This window comes from Paenibacillus sp. Cedars, assembly GCF_003184205.1.
GTDB lineage: Bacteria > Bacillota > Bacilli > Paenibacillales > Paenibacillaceae > Paenibacillus_AQ > Paenibacillus_AQ glucanolyticus.
The window spans coordinates 3,438,325-3,455,586 of the sequence record NZ_CP020866.1 but is presented as its reverse complement, the minus strand read 5'-3'; the positions used below and the strand labels follow the sequence as shown (position 1 = coordinate 3,455,586).

17 protein-coding genes and 1 pseudogene are annotated in these 17,262 nt (G+C 49.3%); 16 read left to right on the top strand and 2 right to left on the bottom strand.

What is annotated here, in order from left to right; all coding sequences use genetic code 11:
* The first annotated feature begins 109 nt into the window (after positions 1-109).
* The 3 genes and pseudogenes from B9D94_RS17445 to B9D94_RS17440 all read left to right on the top strand — a co-directional run.
* Positions 110-1,495, top strand: a complete 1,386-nt coding sequence (locus B9D94_RS17445; RefSeq protein WP_148247605.1) for an MATE family efflux transporter — start codon at positions 110-112, stop codon at positions 1,493-1,495.
* Positions 1,496-1,615: 120 nt separating this feature from the next.
* Complete coding sequence (locus B9D94_RS31935) at positions 1,616-1,969, top strand: transposase (protein ID WP_367613778.1); 354 nt, start codon at positions 1,616-1,618, stop codon at positions 1,967-1,969.
* Positions 1,909-2,796: pseudogene (locus tag B9D94_RS17440) on the top strand (IS3 family transposase); the annotation flags it as partial. The gene B9D94_RS31935 and the pseudogene B9D94_RS17440, both read left to right, overlap by 61 nt.
* 87 nt (positions 2,797-2,883) lie before the next feature.
* Here B9D94_RS17440 and B9D94_RS17435 read toward each other — a convergent pair.
* Positions 2,884-4,536: a CoA-disulfide reductase gene (locus tag B9D94_RS17435; RefSeq protein WP_148247604.1), complete on the bottom strand. Its 1,653-nt coding sequence runs from the start codon at positions 4,534-4,536 to the stop codon at positions 2,884-2,886.
* Positions 4,537-4,797: 261 nt separating this feature from the next.
* On the opposite strand from B9D94_RS17435, the gene B9D94_RS17430 reads away from it, so the two are divergent.
* From B9D94_RS17430 to B9D94_RS17385, 10 genes are all read left to right on the top strand, one after another.
* A complete protein-coding gene (locus B9D94_RS17430; protein ID WP_006209596.1) occupies positions 4,798-5,058 on the top strand; it encodes a metal-sensitive transcriptional regulator in 261 nt (86 codons plus the stop codon).
* 130 nt (positions 5,059-5,188) lie between these two features.
* Entirely contained in the window at positions 5,189-5,416 is a 228-nt protein-coding gene (locus B9D94_RS17425) for a sulfurtransferase TusA family protein (protein ID WP_006209597.1), read from the top strand.
* 85 nt (positions 5,417-5,501) lie between these two features.
* Positions 5,502-5,987, top strand: a complete 486-nt coding sequence (locus B9D94_RS17420; protein ID WP_036637495.1) for a DsrE/DsrF/DrsH-like family protein — start codon at positions 5,502-5,504, stop codon at positions 5,985-5,987.
* A gap of 44 nt (positions 5,988-6,031) precedes the next feature.
* Positions 6,032-6,391, top strand: coding sequence for a rhodanese-like domain-containing protein (locus B9D94_RS17415; RefSeq protein ID WP_148248815.1), 360 nt, complete (start codon positions 6,032-6,034; stop codon positions 6,389-6,391).
* Between the two features lie 31 nt (positions 6,392-6,422).
* On the top strand, positions 6,423-6,719 hold the full coding sequence (locus B9D94_RS17410) for a rhodanese-like domain-containing protein (RefSeq protein ID WP_063479220.1): 297 nt from the start codon (positions 6,423-6,425) through the stop codon (positions 6,717-6,719).
* Positions 6,720-6,823: 104 nt separating this feature from the next.
* Positions 6,824-7,399 carry a sulfurtransferase TusA family protein gene (locus B9D94_RS17405; RefSeq protein WP_148247603.1) on the top strand — a complete coding sequence of 192 codons (576 nt, stop codon included), beginning with the start codon at positions 6,824-6,826 and terminating at the stop codon, positions 7,397-7,399.
* Positions 7,400-7,511: 112 nt separating this feature from the next.
* On the top strand, positions 7,512-8,639 hold the full coding sequence (locus tag B9D94_RS17400) for an MBL fold metallo-hydrolase (RefSeq protein ID WP_148247602.1): 1,128 nt from the start codon (positions 7,512-7,514) through the stop codon (positions 8,637-8,639).
* Between the two features lie 160 nt (positions 8,640-8,799).
* Positions 8,800-9,582 carry a sulfite exporter TauE/SafE family protein gene (locus tag B9D94_RS17395; protein ID WP_006209604.1) on the top strand — a complete coding sequence of 261 codons (783 nt, stop codon included), beginning with the start codon at positions 8,800-8,802 and terminating at the stop codon, positions 9,580-9,582.
* A 124-nt stretch (positions 9,583-9,706) separates the two neighbouring features.
* Positions 9,707-11,632 carry a terpene cyclase/mutase family protein gene (locus B9D94_RS17390; protein ID WP_148247601.1) on the top strand — a complete coding sequence of 642 codons (1,926 nt, stop codon included), beginning with the start codon at positions 9,707-9,709 and terminating at the stop codon, positions 11,630-11,632.
* Between the two features lie 85 nt (positions 11,633-11,717).
* Positions 11,718-12,320: a class I SAM-dependent methyltransferase gene (locus tag B9D94_RS17385; protein ID WP_148247600.1), complete on the top strand. Its 603-nt coding sequence runs from the start codon at positions 11,718-11,720 to the stop codon at positions 12,318-12,320.
* Between the two features lie 23 nt (positions 12,321-12,343).
* Here B9D94_RS17385 and B9D94_RS17380 read toward each other — a convergent pair whose 3' ends face one another.
* Positions 12,344-13,147 carry a helix-turn-helix domain-containing protein gene (locus tag B9D94_RS17380; RefSeq protein WP_148247599.1) on the bottom strand — a complete coding sequence of 268 codons (804 nt, stop codon included), beginning with the start codon at positions 13,145-13,147 and terminating at the stop codon, positions 12,344-12,346.
* Positions 13,148-13,401: 254 nt separating this feature from the next.
* On the opposite strand from B9D94_RS17380, the gene B9D94_RS17375 reads away from it, so the two are divergent.
* From B9D94_RS17375 to B9D94_RS17365, 3 genes are all read left to right on the top strand, one after another.
* Complete coding sequence (locus B9D94_RS17375; RefSeq protein WP_148247598.1) at positions 13,402-14,862, top strand: sulfatase family protein; 1,461 nt, start codon at positions 13,402-13,404, stop codon at positions 14,860-14,862.
* A gap of 303 nt (positions 14,863-15,165) precedes the next feature.
* On the top strand, positions 15,166-16,041 hold the full coding sequence (locus B9D94_RS17370) for a formylglycine-generating enzyme family protein (protein WP_148248814.1): 876 nt from the start codon (positions 15,166-15,168) through the stop codon (positions 16,039-16,041).
* A gap of 325 nt (positions 16,042-16,366) precedes the next feature.
* Positions 16,367-17,152 carry a DeoR/GlpR family DNA-binding transcription regulator gene (locus tag B9D94_RS17365; RefSeq protein WP_172964059.1) on the top strand — a complete coding sequence of 262 codons (786 nt, stop codon included), beginning with the start codon at positions 16,367-16,369 and terminating at the stop codon, positions 17,150-17,152.
* The last annotated feature ends 110 nt before the right edge of the window (positions 17,153-17,262 follow it).

Here is a 17,262-nt window from a genome sequence, read left to right as displayed (position 1 = left end):
CTCTCCCATGAGGAACAGTTGCGGCGGCATTTTCTATATACCGTTAGCCTGAAGCTCTTCGTATGAAGAGTTTTTTCTTTATATTACAGCGAAAAGAATGTGATGACAGATGCTGGTTCGATTACGAACCCAAATGAACGGCTTGCTTCAAAGAAATTTATCCGGGGAGTCGATGGATTACCGACAGATCTTGGCTCTGTTCTTCCCGATTCTGATCGATCAGGCGTTTATTATTGGCTTGAATTTGGTCAATACGGCCATGATCAGCTCATCGGGGGTAGCGGCTGTCAGCGCCGTGAACATGGTGGATTCCCTGAATATATTCCTGATCAATGTGTTTGTGGCGGTGGCCACCGGGGGAACCGTCGTGGTGGCGCAGTATAAGGGAAGCGGCAATGCCCTGATGGTATCAAGGGCTTCCGCGGCTACGGTAACTTCGGTTGCGATGATTGCGTTAGGGATTGCTCTGTTGATTATTGGGCTTCACCAGCCTGTTCTGAATCTGCTATTTGGCTCAGCCTCACCTGAAGTGCTTGAGAGTGCGCGAATTTATCTGATCGGAAGCAGCACCTCCTTCATCGGGATTGCAGTGGTGCAAGCGGTTTGCGGTGCACTGCGGGGGATCGGCAAGACCCGGGCGTCGCTTGCGTTGTCGTTAATCATGAACCTGCTCTACGTTCTGCTTAACATCGTATTCATCACGCTCCTGAATATGGGCGTTATGGGGATGACGCTGGCTGTGAACATCGCCCGCTTTGCCGGTGCAGCCTGTGCACTGTACTACCTGTTCAAAGTAGACGCAACGCTCCATATCCGCCTGCGCGACCTGTTTCATTTTCCAATATCCATGCTGCGCAAGATTATGTTTATCGGGCTCCCGTTCGCTGCGGAGCAGATGTTTTTTAACGGGGGGAAATTGTTAACCCAAGTATTTATCGTTAGCCTGGGTACTTACGCAATCGCAACGAACGCCATCGGTTCTTCGCTTGCCGCGGTATTCCAAATTCCAGCGAGTGCATTGTCCTTAACGATCGTAACCGTGGTAGGTCAGTGCATCGGTCGTGGAAATATTGCGGATGCCCGCAAATTCATCAGATCCTTTTTATGGCTGGGCGCATTTTCGCTCGCCCTTATGGGATTGATTCTCATGCCCCTGTACAGGCCGCTGGTGGGATTGTTCAACCCGCCTCCGGAGATTGTGAACGATCTGTTTGTCGTACTGCTGATTAATACGCTGGTACAGGTGCCGTTATGGTCGGTTAGTTTTATACTGCCATCGGCGCTTCGGGCAGCGGGCGACTCCAAATTCACTTCGATTACGTCGATGCTGACCATGTGGTTGTTCCGGGTCATTCTCGGATATATTATGGGGATTGTCCTAGGCTATGGCATTCTCGGCGTATGGCTTGCGATGAATTGCGAATGGGGTGTGCGGGGAGCTATCTTCCTCTGGCGATTCCGTGGAAAGAAATGGTATGCGCATAAGTTAATTTAGGTGATTCTATATGCTTGTTAAGGAAAAAGCCCCGAAACTGGTATTATCCCCTCAAAGTAGACACTCGAAAAAAGCCTCATGTTATCATGAGAATCGAGCGAACTTGGAGGGGGTATTTTTATGGCTAAAAAGGGACAAGTTTTTCAATCGTATACGGAGGAGTTCAAATTAAGAGCAGTTCAATGCTACCTCGAGGGATCTATGAGCTATCAAGCTGTAGCAGACAAGCTGGGAATACGAAGTTGTACACAACTTAAAACGTGGGTGAGAAAATATCGAGATGGAGAGGTATTCGATACGCGTAAAGGCTCTGGTAGTCCCATGAAAGGACGCCCTCGCACGACGTTCTCAAGTATCGAAGAAGAACGAGATTATCTAAAAGCGCAGGTAGATTATTTAAAAAAGCGGTATCCCAATCTGTTAAAGGAGACAGCCTTAGTCGACAGCAAAACTATGAAATCATCGAAGAATTGAGGGACCAACACGGCGTTACAAGGTTGTTAGCTGTTGTGGGAGTGCCTAGAGCCAGTTACTACAAGTGGCGGTCAATGCGCCTTTATCGTAGTAGCCAAAAAGAAGGCCTGGATCAAGAGATCAAAGAACACATGATGGCTACTCACTTGGCTCATCCATATTTCGGTTATCCTCGAATGGTAACGGCTTTGTGGGAAGCTGGTTACCGTGTGAATCACAAAAAGGTATGGCGTTTGATGAAAGAGCTGTCGATTCAGTCTGTGATTCGAAAGAAACGAAAATTATCTAGTTATACACCATCCGTGGTGTACCCTAACCGACTCAAACGGCAATTTCATGCTACTGCCCCGGGACAAAAAATGGTGACGGATATTACCTATATCTCTGACGGAACACACTTTTATTATTTGTCCGTGATTCAAGATTTGTTTAATAATGAGATTGTAGCTTGGCAGATTTCTAGACGTAACGATTTGGAACTTGTACTCGATACCGTCGAGCAGTGGATAAGAAAAAAAGACGTCTCAGAAGCCGTGCTCCATTCGGATCAGGGCTTCCAATACACGTCTCAGGCGTACAACACACGGTTAGAAGAATTCAGCATTAAAGGCAGCCACTCTCGCAAAGCAACCTGCCTAGATAATGCATGCATCGAATCCTTTTTTTCGCATCTCAAAACAGAAAAGTTGTACCTCCTTCAGTGTAAATCAGAAGAAGAGTTACATCAAGCCGTTGAAGATTATATCTACTTTTACAACTACCAGCGTTTTCAGGCAAAACTTAAACAGCGCGCGCCGATTGAGTACCGACACGCGCTGGCTGCTTAGTCTTTTTCACCTGTCTACTTGACAGGGGTATGACCAAAACCGGGGCTTTTTACATATTCTTTCATAGCCGGACCAAGACGGGCCCGGTTAGGATGACTTATAAACCGAAGCGTACGTTTTCCAGCCGCCGTCCAGGTTTTTTACACGGAAGCCATGCTCAGTCAGTATGCGTGCTGCCAAATAGCCGCGCAGCCCTACCTGGCAGGTTACATACAAGGTTTCGTTCTGCGGCAGATCTTTCAAACGGCTGCGCAGGTCGTTCAGCGGGATGTTGATGGAGCCTTCAATATAACCTGCTTCCCGCTCGCTGGGTTCACGCACGTCAATTAAGGTGGCGCCGCTTGAGACCAAGTCGTTCATTTCAAACCATTGTACGGTTTCAACCAACCCATCCAGTATGTTGGATGCAACATATCCGGCGTAATTGATGGGGTCCTTGGCAGAGGAATAGGGGGGAGCGTACGCAAGCTCCACCTCCGTCAGATCCCACACGTTGAGGTTGCCCTTGATCGCTGTAGCAATCACATCGATTCGTTTATCCACCCCATCTGCCCCAACCGCCTGTGCGCCGTAGATTTGTCCGCTTTCCGGATGGAACAGCAGCTTCAACGAGATTGGATACGCCCCGGGGTAATATCCGGCATGAGACAAAGGATGAATGTGGATGGCCTGATAAGGGATATTCATCTGCTTGAGTCGTTTCTCATTGGAACCCGTAGCCGCTACCGTCAGTTCAAAGACTTTGGCAATCGAGGAGCCAAGGGTGCCCTTATAACTGCTGTTTTTCCCATAGATACGGTCTGCGACAAGGCGTCCCTGCTTGTTGGCAGGTCCTGCGAGAGGAATGATGGCAGGGCTTTGGTGAATGTAATCATTCACCTCAATGGCATCACCGATGGCATAGATATGGGGATCGGACGTTTGCATATGGGCATTCACACGAATGCCGCCGCGTTCATTGACTTGCAGACCTGCTTCAACAGCCAGCACATTCTCGGGACGAACGCCAATAGACAGGAGTGTCATATCGGTGGACACAAGCAGGCCGCTGGAAAGCTCGATCCGGCTCCCTCCATCGTGAAAGGCTCGAACACCATCTTCCAGAATTAAACGGACCCCTTGTTCCATCAGATGTGAATGTACGATGGAGGCCATCTCGTAGTCTAGAGGAGCCATGACCTGGTTAGCCATTTCAATGAGTGTTACCTGAATACCATGTTCGGCCAGGTTCTCAGCCATCTCAAGACCTATAAATCCACCCCCAACGACAACGGCCTCCTTCGGCTTTTCTTTCTCTATATATTGTTTGATCCGGTCGGTATCCGGGATATTGCGCAGTGTGAATACGTTGCGGGATTCCGACAGGCCGGGTATATCCGGCACGATGGGCTTCGCCCCAGGCGAGAGAATCAGATAATCGTAACTTTCGGTATAGATATCCCCGGTTCTAAGGTTCTTAATGGTAACCTGCTTCTCTTGCCGCTGAATGGACGTAACCTCGCTTAAATTCCGTATATCCAATTGATACCGGCTGCTGAGACCAGGTACGGTTTGAACCAACAGCTTACTTCGTTCCTGAATCGTTTCTCCTATATAATATGGCAGACCACAGTTGGCAAACGAAATATATTCTCCCCGTTCCACTAAAATAATACTCGAACTCTCGTCCAGTCTCCGCAGCCTGGCAGCTGCCGAAGCTCCTCCGGCTACACCGCCGACAATGATGATTTTGTTGCCCATAGTATATTCCTCCCTATATTGGTGGATATTATGAATGGTTTTTTATATACCCTACGGGGTATCATAGCATAGAGCAGACATGAAATGTGTGACAAAAATCAAAAAGGGGATAAGTTCAATGGATTCCAAATGAAACTTCATCATGATGATGGAGATATCCCTACATTTGACACTATACCCTTATGGGTATATATTTGATGTCATGTAAAACGATAAGAATTATAGGGTAATTAAATTCGTATACAGACGGGAGGATTTGAGATGAATTACAATGATCAGATGAAAAATCGGATGAAGCGCATTGAGGGTCAGCTGCGGGGCATCCTGAAGATGATGGAGGAGGACAAGGACTGCAAGGATGTGATCACCCAGCTATCGGCAGCGCGGACGGCGATTGATCGTACGATTGGCGTCGTAGTCAGCTCAAACCTTGTGGAATGTGTACAGAAAGCCGAAGAAAGCGGACAAGATACAGAAAAGCTTGTAGTTGAAGCGGTGAACCTGCTCGTACGAAGCAGATAACCGCCGTTGTTTTTTGTTGGAGCAGCAGGTTGGAGCCGATCGCAGGGTTGACACACCGTCCATAACCGGATAATATACCCCTATGGGTATTTAAATAGATCTTTTTCATTACGTGTAAGGAGGAATCATGATGAACGTGGATAAAGTATTGGATGCCACAGGTTTGGCATGTCCCATGCCGATCGTGAAAACGAAGCAGGAGATGAAGGGAATGGAAGCAGGTCAGGTGCTGGAGATTCATACAACGGATCCAGGCGCAAAGAGCGATTTGACGGCATGGGCCAAGTCGACTGGCAACGAATTGTTGGAACTTCAAGAGGACGGCGATGTGTTGAAATTTTGGATTAAGAAGGGATAATTTTTTTTGAGTTTTAATATACCCATAGGGGTATGAGGAAATGCAGTGGAATCTAACATTATGAATTACAAGGGGAGATCACGAGGTGACAGAAGCCAAAAAGACAACGATTGTTCTATTCAGCGGTGATTACGACAAGGCGATGGCTGCTTACATTATTGCGAATGGTGCCGCCGCCTACGATCATGAGGTCACGATATTTCACACCTTCTGGGGGTTGAACGCTCTTCGCAAGGATGAGGAGGTTTTACTGCCCAAGAAAAAGAGTTTTATGGAGAAAATGTTCGGAAAAATGATGCCGCGCGGGGCAGATAACATGGGACTCTCCAGAATGAATTTTGCGGGGATGGGTCCGAAAATGATTAAAGACGTTATCAAGAAGCACAATGCTGTTCCGCTGCCGCAGTTGATTGAACTGGCTAAGGAGCAAGACGTGAAGCTGGTTGCATGCACGATGACGATGGATCTTCTTGGTTTGCAAAAAGAGGAGCTGTTTGAGGATATTGAATATGCGGGTGTAGCCGGTTATCTGGGTGATGCCCAGGATGGCAACGTAAACTTGTTCATTTAATGAGCGATGGGCGATTGTACCTCAATATCAAGGGGGAATTCATGATGAATATGTTAAATATCGTGTTCATTGCACTTATTATTTTATTTATCCTATGGAGAATTCTTCCCACGAAGGGAGTCAGGCAGATTACGGCTGCCCAGCTCAAGGATGAACTGGCGGATCGGAACAAACAATTCATCGACGTCCGTTCACCGCGTGAATTCAAGGCAAATCATATTCGAGGCTTTCGCAATATTCCGCTGGATCAGCTTCGGTTTAGCAGTGACTCACTTTTGAAGGATCAGGAAGTGGTATTGATCTGTCAGAGCGGCATGAGAAGCAGTAAGGCGGGTACATTGTTGAAGAAATCGGGTTTTGAGAAGGTAACGAATGTCAAAGGCGGTATGAGTACGTGGTCCTGAATATTAATATGAAGAGGGAGTGTATACAGGTATGAGAGAGATTTCTCCTAAAGAAGTAGAGAAGAAGCTGGAAGAGGGAACAATCCTGCATATTATCGATGTGCGAGAGACGGAAGAAGTCGCAGAAGGAAAAATTCCAGGCGCAGTCAACATTCCACTTGGTTTGGTTGAATTTCGTAAGCAGGATTTGGATCAGTCGAAGGAGTACATTGTGGTATGCCGATCCGGCGGTCGCAGCGGTAAGGCGACGGAATACTTGGAGGGTCAGGGCTATCAAGTCATCAATATGACGGGCGGCATGCTCGCATGGGAAGGTAAGACCGAGTAGGCTGGTTTTCGGTAAAACCGTAACAGGTGTGTTTGCCGCACCTTTTTTTTGGAATGAAATATACCCTGGGTGGTATAAAAAATAGAATGGAGGCTCGAAACGATATGGCCGGAATTGATTCCAATGTAAAGCTTGACGCGAAGGGGCTGGCTTGCCCGATGCCCATCGTTCTTACGAAAAAAGTGATGAAGGAACTTGAAGGTGGCCAAGTGCTGGAGGTTGAGGCGACTGACAAAGGGTCCAAGGCCGACCTGAAAGCGTGGGCGGAAAGCACGGGACACCATTATCTTGGAACGATTGAAGAGGGTGACGTGCTGAAGCATTACCTGCGCAAGTCTTCAGGGGAGGAGTCGGCGGAACGATCCTACCCGCATGTGACTACTAATGCGCAATTGGAAGAGAAGCTGCAATCCGGCGCATCGGTCGTGATTCTCGATGTGAGGGAAACGGCGGAATTTGCCTTCAAGCATATTCCGAATGCAGTGTCCATTCCGCTTGGCGAGCTGGATCAGCGATTGAATGAACTGAATCGGCAGGACTTCATTTACGTTATCTGCCGCACGGGAACCCGCAGTGATATGGCGGCACAAAAGCTTGCCGCAAGCGGATTTACAAGTGTACTAAACGTAGTGCCGGGAATGAGCGGCTGGAGCGGAGCAACGAAGGGCTTGGACGAATAAGCTGATGGATCACAGGGTGCTGGGCGCCTATGCAAGACTGACGGTTTGATAGGGCGTAGGATATGCAGGTTGATGGCGCGAGGCATTATAAATCTACGGGAGGAATTTCAACATGACAGTACGAGAAATGCAAGCACAAGAACTTGCCATGAAGGCAATTCATAAAGAAAGTCAGTTCATTCTGGATGTTCGCAATCCTTCGGATTTTGAAGAGTGGAAGATTGAAGGTGAACAATTGAAGCATCTGAATATACCCTACTTTGATCTGATCGACGGGGTAGTGGATATTCTGGATCAGATTCCGTCAGATCAAGAGGTGCTCGTGGTATGCGCCAAGGAAGGCTCCTCGGTAATGGTGGCTGAGATGCTGGCCGAGCATGGCCGGAATGTGGCTTACCTGAAGGGCGGCATGAAAGCGTGGAGTGAACATCTGGTTCCGCTGAAGGTTGGAAACCTCGCAGACGGCGGTGAGCTCTATCAGTTTGTTCGGATAGGAAAAGGGTGTTTGTCTTATATGGCGGTATCGAACGGTGAGGCTGCTTTGTTTGATCCGACCCGTATGACCGAGGTTTATCTTGAATTCGCTCGAAGCATCAATGCTGAAATCAGGCATGTGCTGGATACTCATCTGCATGCCGACCATATTTCCGGGGGACGAATGATGGCAGAGCAAACGGGTGCAGCATACTGGCTTCCTCCGAAAGACGCTGCTGAGGTCGTGTTTGAGTACAAACCGCTGCAGGATGGAGAAAAGGTAAGAATCGGCAGCACCACCATCAGCATCGAAGCGCTCTATTCTCCGGGTCACACCATCGGTTCCACTTCGTTTGTCATCGATGATCAGTACCTGCTGACAGGCGATATTCTGTTTATCGATTCCATTGGTCGCCCGGACTTGGCCGGCTTGGCAGAGGACTGGGTTGGCGATTTGCGAGAAACCCTTTATGCCCGTTACGCCGAATTATCGGATGATCTGACCGTGCTGCCAGCCCACTTTATGATCATGGACGAGCTGAACGAGGACGGGACGGTTGCGAAGAAACTGGGCGATTTGTACCGGGATAACCACGGCCTGAATATGTCCGATGAAGCAGAATTTCGAACAATGGTAACGAAGAATTTGCCTCCGCAGCCGAACAGCTATCAAGAAATTCGTCAAACAAACATGGGGAAAATGCTGCCGGACACCGACAAGCAGCGTGAGATGGAGACCGGGCCTAACCGCTGTGCGGTACGCTGATCTGGATGGATCGCCATTCTTTTGAACGACTCCATATTCAGAGTGATGAGGGATGATTACTTCATGACTCGAACAAGTAAACTTGATGAATGAACACAGATTGATGGGGAAAGGGAACCGGCACAGGTTCCCTTTTCCTAAGATATAAGGGGGCATCATGATGGAACTGAGCGCAATCTTCATCACGACCATATTTTTCATTGGATTCATTGGCTCGTTTATTTCAGGCATGGTCGGTATCGGCGGCTCGATTATCAAATATCCGATGCTGCTGTACATTCCGCCGTTGTTCGGGCTAGCGGCATTTACGGCGCATGAAGTGTCCGGAATCAGTGCTGTACAGGTGTTTTTTGCAACCATCGGCGGGGTGTGGGCATACCGCAAAGGCGGTTATTTAAACAAAACGCTCATTATCTATATGGGCTCAGCCATATTGCTGGGCAGCTTCCTCGGCGGTTTCGGCTCCAACATGATGAGTGAAGACGGCATCAATCTCATCTATGGAATCCTGGCACTCATTGCCGCCGTGATGATGTTCATTCCGAACAAAGGAGTGGACGATATATCGCTTGATCAGGTTACGTTCAACAAGTGGCTCGCCGCTGTGCTCGCGCTTATCGTCGGAATTGGAGCCGGGATCGTCGGAGCAGCCGGAGCTTTCCTTCTCGTACCGATTATGCTGGTTGTGCTGAAAATTCCAACCCGGATGACCATCGCCACTTCTCTCGCAATCACATTCATCTCTTCGATCGGCTCGGCAATAGGCAAGTTGACAACAGGACAGGTGGATTATGTTCCTGCACTCATCATGGTGATTGCCAGCCTGATTGCTTCTCCTTTGGGCGCTTCGGCAGGCAAGAAGATGAATACCAAGGTACTGCAGATCATTCTAGCCGTGTTAATCCTGGCGACGGCCATCAAAATTTGGCTGGACATTTTATGATAGGCAGACCCTGGTCTCTATGGAGATTCATGATCGTTTCTGACGTTCCTTAAGCGGCACATCATTTCCTTATTCCTGCACTCATATAATGTTCATCATGAGGCTACGATGGAGGTATGAGAACATGAATGATGTACAGAGCGCGGTAGAAGAGGAAATAAGCAAGCTGATTGATTTTTTCATACAGCGGCAGCATCAAGACGGGTCCTGGCATTTTTGCTTTGAGAACGGGATTACGCTGGATGCCTATGTCATAATCCTCTTTCGAATATTGGAGATTCAGAATGAAGAGCTTATCAGAGAATTGCATGATCGCATCCTTGCAGAGCAGCAGCCGGAAGGCTGTTGGCGCTGGTATCACGACGAAGAAGGAGGCAGCTTATCGGCTACTATTGATGCCTATTATGGGCTGCTCTACTCCGGATTCAGCAAATGGTCCGACGAACACATGGAACATACCAGACGATACATTCAATCGCAAGGCGGGCTGGGTAAATCCAAGAGTGTTTTGACAAAAGCGATCCTGGCTGCAACGGGCCAGCGAAAGTGGCCGGCGTCCATATCGCTCATACCGCTGGAGATCATTCTGTTTCCTGCCTATCTGCCCATCAATCTATATGAATTCTCAGGGTACTCCCGCATTCATCTCATTCCCATGCTGATTATGGCCGACAGGAATTTCTCCATATCTACGGAGACGGCTCCCGATTTGTCCGATCTGAACGATTCCCGCGATGATGACGATGATTCGTTACCCCAGGAAAATCGGGAGATTGGGGAAAGCATACGTATGGGCCTCAGCAGACTTCTCGGAACTCCTCGTTTCATCCATGAAGCCGCCTCAACCAAGGGCGAGAAGTTCATGCTGGATCGGATCGAATCGGACGGCACCCTCTATAGTTATGCGAGCAGCACCATTCTTATGGTATTTGCCCTGCTTGCACTGGGCTATGATAAACGGCATCCCATACTCATGAATGCGGTTCAAGGGCTGACCGCGCTGCAGTACCGCGTGGACGGCAAGGTCACGATTCAGAATTCGCCCTCGACGATTTGGGACACGGCTTTGATTTTGTATGCGCTGCAGGAGTCCGGCGTCGACGGGGATCAACAGACGACACAGCGGGCAGCAGCCTATCTCTTATCCAGACAACAGGATAAAACGGCGGATTGGAGCATTCATAACCGGGATACGGTTCCCGGCGGATGGGGCTTCTCCGAGACCAATACCTTGAATCCTGATGTGGATGACACGACTGCTGCTTTAAGAGCGATCCACTCGTTGTCGCATACCACGCCCATTTATCAGCATTCAACCAATCGGGGACTGAACTGGGTGTTATCGATGCAAAATAAAGATGGCGGATGGCCCGCCTTCGAAAAAAACACCGATAAGGAAATGCTGACGTGGCTGGCGATAGACGGTGCGAAATCCGCGGCCATTGACCCCTCCGGGGCCGACCTTACCGGACGCACGCTTGAATATCTCGGAAACTTTTGCGGATTCGGCATGAAGCATGATTTTATCAAACGAGGAACCGAATGGCTTATCACTCATCAGGAAAAAAACGGCTCATGGTATGGAAGATGGGGAATCTGTTACATTTACGGCACCTGGGCAGCATTGACAGGTTTAGAGGCTGCCGGTCTGCCGGCGGACCATTCGGCGATTCAAAGAGGAGCCGCATGGCTCCTTGAGATTCAAAATCCGGACGGGGGCTGGGGTGAATCCTGCACCAGCGACCAGGTGATGCAATACATGCCTCTAGGCCAAAGCACGGCATCCCAAACCGCGTGGGCACTCGATGCACTCATAGCGGTTCAGTCAGAGCCGTCCACTGGCGTTAACAGAGGGATAAACAGACTCATCGAATTGCTTCATGAAGACGACTGGACGGCCTCCTATCCGATGGGTGCCGGGCTTCCGGGCAGCTTCTATACTCACTATCACAGCTATCGGTACATATGGCCGCTCTTGACTTTAAGCCATTACAAGAAGAAATACGGGGTCATGAGGGGGCTCGCTGCAACCCTGCCTCAGCCATGGTAATATGGTATTAGACTCGATTGGTACAGGGCTGGTACAGATTCAGGCTCGAGGATAAAGTGAACTTACAAAAAAGAGGTGTGAAACGATGAATCCATGGAATGAACGGTTTCAGGGGGAAGATTACGTATTTGGAACAGAAGCGAATGTATTCATTGCCGACATGCATAAGAAACTAGCACTCTCAGGTGATGCACTCGCTATTGCCGAGGGAGAAGGGCGAAATGCGGTTTATTTGGCTCGTGAAGGCATGAAGGTAACCGTATGGGATTACGCGGAATCGGGCCTGGATAAAGCCAAACGGTTGGCCGCGGCAAACGGCGTGAGCATTCACACTGAGCTCGTGGATCTGCAGGAAGCACAATGGACGAAGGATCTGTGGGATGAAATCATTTGTGTGTTCGGGCATTTTCCGAAGGAACTGAGAACGAAGACTCTGGCCGGTGTGAGGGAAGCAGTGAAGCCGGGAGGCTACTTCCTCACCGAGGTTTATTCTGTTCATCAAATTCCTTATCGAAGCGGGGGACCGCAAGATCAACAGTTTTTATACACGCCAGCGGATATTCTCGAGCCCTTTGCAGACTGGCGGATCGTGCATTTTTTTATGGGAGAGGTCGTTCGCCAGGAAGGGCAGGGACATCAAGGTCTGTCCCATGTCATTCAGTTCGCAGGACAGAAGCCGCTTAAGTGAATGAAAGCCAGGGATTTCTAGAATCAGGTGAATAGCTTGGAAATATCGGGCCGTTCACCTTGCAGTACATAGTCGGAGGGCGAAAGGCCGGTGTATTTTTTGAAAATGCGGTAAAAGTAGGACGTATCATAATAACCCAGATACTGCGCGATGTGAGCGATTGTCATGTCCGAATGAAGCAGGAGGCTGCAGGCTTCCAGCACGCGCAGCTGATGCATATACCGAATGGGAGAATGACCGTGCACCTCCTTGAAGAGGGCAGTAGCATAGTTGGGAGAGCGATGGATTAACTTTGCCAACGACTCGATTTCGATAGGGTCGCGGTAATGCTCCAGCAGATAAGATTTGATGGTATCCGCGTATTTGCGTTTGCTTGGTGCCAGCTCGGTCTTCTCGAGTTCACGGGCCAGCATGCCGATCAGCTCCTGCATAATGCCCAGGCAGATCATGGTACGGTAGCTTTTATCTCCCCGCATTTCTTCGTACAAACGCTCGCAGCGATGATACGCATATTGAATATGGGACAGGTTGAATTTTAGGCATTTCCCTTCATCCAGGAATGGGATGCCCGTAGATTCATGACGATCCATTGTAAAGAGGATGGTATGTTTCTGATGAGGTATGCCGTTCCAGTTCGTTCCGCTGCGTCTTGTCGATTGCGGGATAAAGAGTACGTCGTCTTTCTCTGCAATCATCTCTTCCCCATTCAGTTCGTACCTTACTTTGCCTTCTCTCACAACTACAAGAACGTTATATTCAATCGTCTCAAGCTGTGTCCGCCAGTTCGGAATGCAGTCATCAAAATTCACACTCATCAACTTGATCAATGGTCAGCACCTCACAGTGATTTTATACCTATAGCCTAGCATATCCAGGCTCCCCAAGAGTAGTGAAATCATTGCTTTAATCGGACGATTGTTGAAAAAAGAAATAGAAATGTACAAGTAATGAATGAAATGTACATCGACGGTTCGTGGAATCGTGGCCTATAATTTCAGTCAACTGCATGAATATTTGTAAACGCTGACATGATCTGAAGAGAGTATATGCGAATTTAGATGAGGAAGGAAACGATGCGGATATGAGAGTGTTATTGCTGGATTTGGATTCTACCAGACCGGACCATCTGGGCTGCTACGGGTATCACCGGAATACATCGCCGAACATTGACCGGATAGCGGCAGAAGGTGTTCGCTTCGACAATTATTATACCTCGGATGCGCCTTGTTTCCCTTCAAGAACGGCATTAATGACAGGGAAGTTCGGTATTCATAACGGTGTGGTCGGTCATGGAGGAACGGCTGCTGACGTAAGGCATGAAGGCATTACCCGGGATTTCCGCGACAAGCTGGCCTCCGAGAGTTTCCCGGCTATTTTCCGGCGTGCCGGCATGAAGACGGCGTTGATCAGTCCGTTCGGGGAACGGCATTCGGCCTGGACCTTCTATGCGGGCTTTAATGAAATGTATAACACCGGCAAGGGCGGTTTGGAATCGGCGGAAGAAGTTTCCCCCGTTGTGCTGGATTGGCTGGAACGGAATGCGGATGAGGAGAACTGGATGCTGTACGTGAATTTTTGGGATCCGCATACACCGTATCGGGCACCCGAGTCGCTGGGAAATCCCTTCGAGCACGAACCTCTCCCTGACTGGATTACCGCAGATGTGCTGCAGGAGCATCAGAAGAAGGTGGGCCCGCACGGTGTGAACGAAATTAACATGTACAACAGCGAGGTATCCCCCGATTATCCGCGCCATCCTGGTGAGATCAGGTCGATGGAGGATTTACGTACGATGGTGGATGGTTATGATTGCGGCATTCGGCATATGGACGAGCATATCGGCGCTATTTTTGAATTGTTAAGCCACAAAGGCGTGTGGGATGATCTGATCATCATCATTACCGCGGATCATGGCGAGAATATGGGTGAGCTTGGAATTTATGGCGAGCATGGGACAGCAGATCAGGGAACCTGCCGCATTCCGATGATTATCCGGGGGCCTGGCATGATGAAGGGGGTAACGGATAACGAGCTGCACTATCATCTGGATCTGCTGCCTACGATGGCGGAATATATGAACGTTTCACCCGTGCAAAGCTGGGATGGCATCAGTTATGCAGAGAGTTTGCGAAGCGGGAAAGGGAGCGGCCGTGACTATCTGGTGGTATCTCAGTGTGCCCATGTCTGTCAGCGCAGTGTGCGATTCGGGGATTGGCTGTACATCCGAACGTATCATGACGGCTATCATCTGTTTGACAAAGAGATGCTGTTCCATATCCACGAGGATGTGCATGAACAGCACAATCTGGCGTCTGAAAGGCCGGACCTTTGCAGGGAGGCTGTATACCTGCTCAATGAATGGCATGATCTTATGATGGCAACGATGCCTTTTGACGTGGACCCGCTGTGGACGGTGATGAAGGAGGGTGGCCCTTACCATGCCAAAGGTCATCTCCCTCGATACATCGAGCGTTTGAGAAACACGGGCCGCGGAGAAGCGGTGCCGGAGCTGATACGCCGCCATCCGCAGGAGTTGGCTTAGGGGATTAGAGAAAGGTTAGAACAGCGGGGCAGCCACGACAGAGTGGAGGTCCCGTTGTTTGCATGAAGAGGAGGCAGAGGTATGCAAGAACATCATGCTTGCTGTGCAGGTTCCAGGGAAAAGGTACAGCTTGTGGAAAGCAATGGGAAGGATCGACTTGATGGTAACCTGGGTGCAGCCATGGAGCAGGATGGAAAATCGAACGTGGCCAAGGATTGTGCTGGGAAACTGAGCGTAGTTAAGGAGCAGGGTGGAAATCTGAGCGTAGCCAAGGATTGTGATGGAACTCCGAGCAGAGCCAAGATGCATGATGCATATGCTGCACCCCATGCCAACATGGTTCACATCCCAGAGGGGAAATTTATGATGGGGACCGATACGAAGGAAGGGTTCCCACGAGACGGAGAAGGTCCTGCTCGGGGAGTAAGTGTATCTGGTTTTGAGATATCGCCATTTACCGTTACGAATGCGGAATTTCAACGTTTTGTAGAAACAACGGGTTATGTGACGGATGCGGAGAAATATGGATGGTCCTATGTGTTTGAGCTGCTGGCATCGGAAGAAACAAAGGCAAGCGTCGTCCAGGTCCCGCAGGGAGTGCCATGGTGGCTGGTCGTTGAAGGAGCCTACTGGGCAGCGCCGGAGGGTAAAGATTCGAGTATTGAAGGTCGGATGGATCATCCGGTTGTACATGTTTCCTGGAATGACGCGGATGTTTATTGCCAATGGGCGGGCGTGCGGCTTCCGACAGAAGCCGAATGGGAGTATGCGGCACGTGGCGGTTTGGAGGGCAGGACTTATCCATGGGGCGATCTGTTGAAGCAGGACGGCGAACATCAATGCAACATATGGCAGGGCAAATTCCCGGTCAAAAATAACGCCAGCGACGGATACATCGGTACAGCGCCGGTAGATGCCTACAAACCCAATGGTTACGGACTGTATAACATGTCCGGCAACGTGTGGGAATGGTGTGCGGATTGGTTCAGTCCTGCCTATCATCAACAGACCTCTGCAGCCAACCCATTCTATGCGAAGCCAAGCGGCAGCAGATCGATGCGAGGCGGTTCGTATCTGTGTCATAAATCCTATTGCAACCGATATAGAGTAGCTGCGAGAAGCGGTAATACGCCCGACAGCTCAACGGGGAACTGCGGTTTCCGCGTTGTGAGAGGATAATGTGGAAGGCAGTTATCCAGGCATGTTTTCCACAATTTCATTATGAAAAAGTGTCCTGCCGTATTTTTCCTCAGGAATGCAGCCGCAGAACGCGCCGCACTCAGCTCTGCAAGACCCTGTTAAGGACTTGCAGCCGTAATCCTGCTCCTACGCTACCGTATTCATCCACTTTCCCAGGCAATTCATTTCATGAAAAACGAATATAAACGCATAAAACTGATAAAAACAGATTGCAAAACAGAATAAAAATGAATATAATCGAGGTGTAGATGGAAAAATAATGAATAATATGGAGGGTTAATGCATGATGCAAGATCAATCAGGAATGTTTGCCGAGGAACGTCGTCAGAAAATTCTTGCTTTGCTGCATCAAGAGAAACGGGTGATTGCCAAGGAATTGGCCGAACGATTTGAAATTTCAATTGATTCGATTCGCCGGGACCTGACGATTATGGAGGATCAGGGCTTACTTCAGAAAACACACGGAGGAGCGATTCCTTCCATGAAAGTCAGGCAGCCGCCCCAACCCCCGGAACTACGGTATGGCGAAGGCACGCAGGAAGGGAACGCCATTGCCAAACTTGCCGTCTCCTATATACGCGAGAAAGATACGTTGTTTATCGGCAGCAGTTCACTGACCTACTTGCTGCTGAAGCATCTTCCCGAGCAGATGCCGCTGACGATTGTGACGAACTCCATGAAGGTTGCCGAAGCTTTACGCGAACGCGAATGGATAGATACGTATCTAATTGGAGGACGGGTTAAACCATCCGGCAATATGACGGATGTGCTTGCGAGCGAGTCTATTCGCCAATTCAAATTTGATATCGGTTTTATGACCGGCGGCGGCATTTCCGATGAGGGAATCTTCGTTGCGACACCTGAAGTAGCCGCTTTTGGACGTGCGGCTTCTGCCGTCTCCCGCCGCAGAATTGGAATGGCGACACATCATGTTATCGGTCAGGATGGTTTTGCTAAAGCTGGTGCTGTCGAAGATCTGGATGTGTTGATTACCGATGAGAAGGCAGACCAGGAAGTGGTGAAACGCATTCAGGAGACCGGTGTAAAGGTAGAGGTAGCTAAAACGGAAGAGAGCTCATCATTATGTTGAGCATGGAATCTGAGTAACTAAACGGCGCTTAAAAAAACGGTCCTCCACAAAGCCGACTCGCCCATGTTAATGAAATCATGGAACCGGCTCCTATTTCAACACAACCTATA

Coding starts and splice junctions, on each gene's coding strand:
- B9D94_RS17405 (WP_148247603.1), top strand. CDS start 6,824: ATGGCCGGAATTGATTCCAATGTAAAGCTTGACGCGAAGGGGCTGGCT.
- B9D94_RS17370 (WP_148248814.1), top strand. CDS start 15,166: ATGCATGATGCATATGCTGCACCCCATGCCAACATGGTTCACATCCCA.
- B9D94_RS17395 (WP_006209604.1), top strand. CDS start 8,800: ATGGAACTGAGCGCAATCTTCATCACGACCATATTTTTCATTGGATTC.
- B9D94_RS17425 (WP_006209597.1), top strand. CDS start 5,189: ATGAACGTGGATAAAGTATTGGATGCCACAGGTTTGGCATGTCCCATG.
- B9D94_RS17435 (WP_148247604.1), bottom strand. CDS start 4,536: ATGGGCAACAAAATCATCATTGTCGGCGGTGTAGCCGGAGGAGCTTCG.
- B9D94_RS17375 (WP_148247598.1), top strand. CDS start 13,402: ATGAGAGTGTTATTGCTGGATTTGGATTCTACCAGACCGGACCATCTG.
- B9D94_RS17385 (WP_148247600.1), top strand. CDS start 11,718: ATGAATCCATGGAATGAACGGTTTCAGGGGGAAGATTACGTATTTGGA.
- B9D94_RS17365 (WP_172964059.1), top strand. CDS start 16,367: ATGTTTGCCGAGGAACGTCGTCAGAAAATTCTTGCTTTGCTGCATCAA.
- B9D94_RS17445 (WP_148247605.1), top strand. CDS start 110: ATGCTGGTTCGATTACGAACCCAAATGAACGGCTTGCTTCAAAGAAAT.
- B9D94_RS17415 (WP_148248815.1), top strand. CDS start 6,032: ATGAATATGTTAAATATCGTGTTCATTGCACTTATTATTTTATTTATC.
- B9D94_RS17400 (WP_148247602.1), top strand. CDS start 7,512: ATGACAGTACGAGAAATGCAAGCACAAGAACTTGCCATGAAGGCAATT.
- B9D94_RS17390 (WP_148247601.1), top strand. CDS start 9,707: ATGAATGATGTACAGAGCGCGGTAGAAGAGGAAATAAGCAAGCTGATT.
- B9D94_RS17430 (WP_006209596.1), top strand. CDS start 4,798: ATGAATTACAATGATCAGATGAAAAATCGGATGAAGCGCATTGAGGGT.
- B9D94_RS17410 (WP_063479220.1), top strand. CDS start 6,423: ATGAGAGAGATTTCTCCTAAAGAAGTAGAGAAGAAGCTGGAAGAGGGA.
- B9D94_RS31935 (WP_367613778.1), top strand. CDS start 1,616: ATGGCTAAAAAGGGACAAGTTTTTCAATCGTATACGGAGGAGTTCAAA.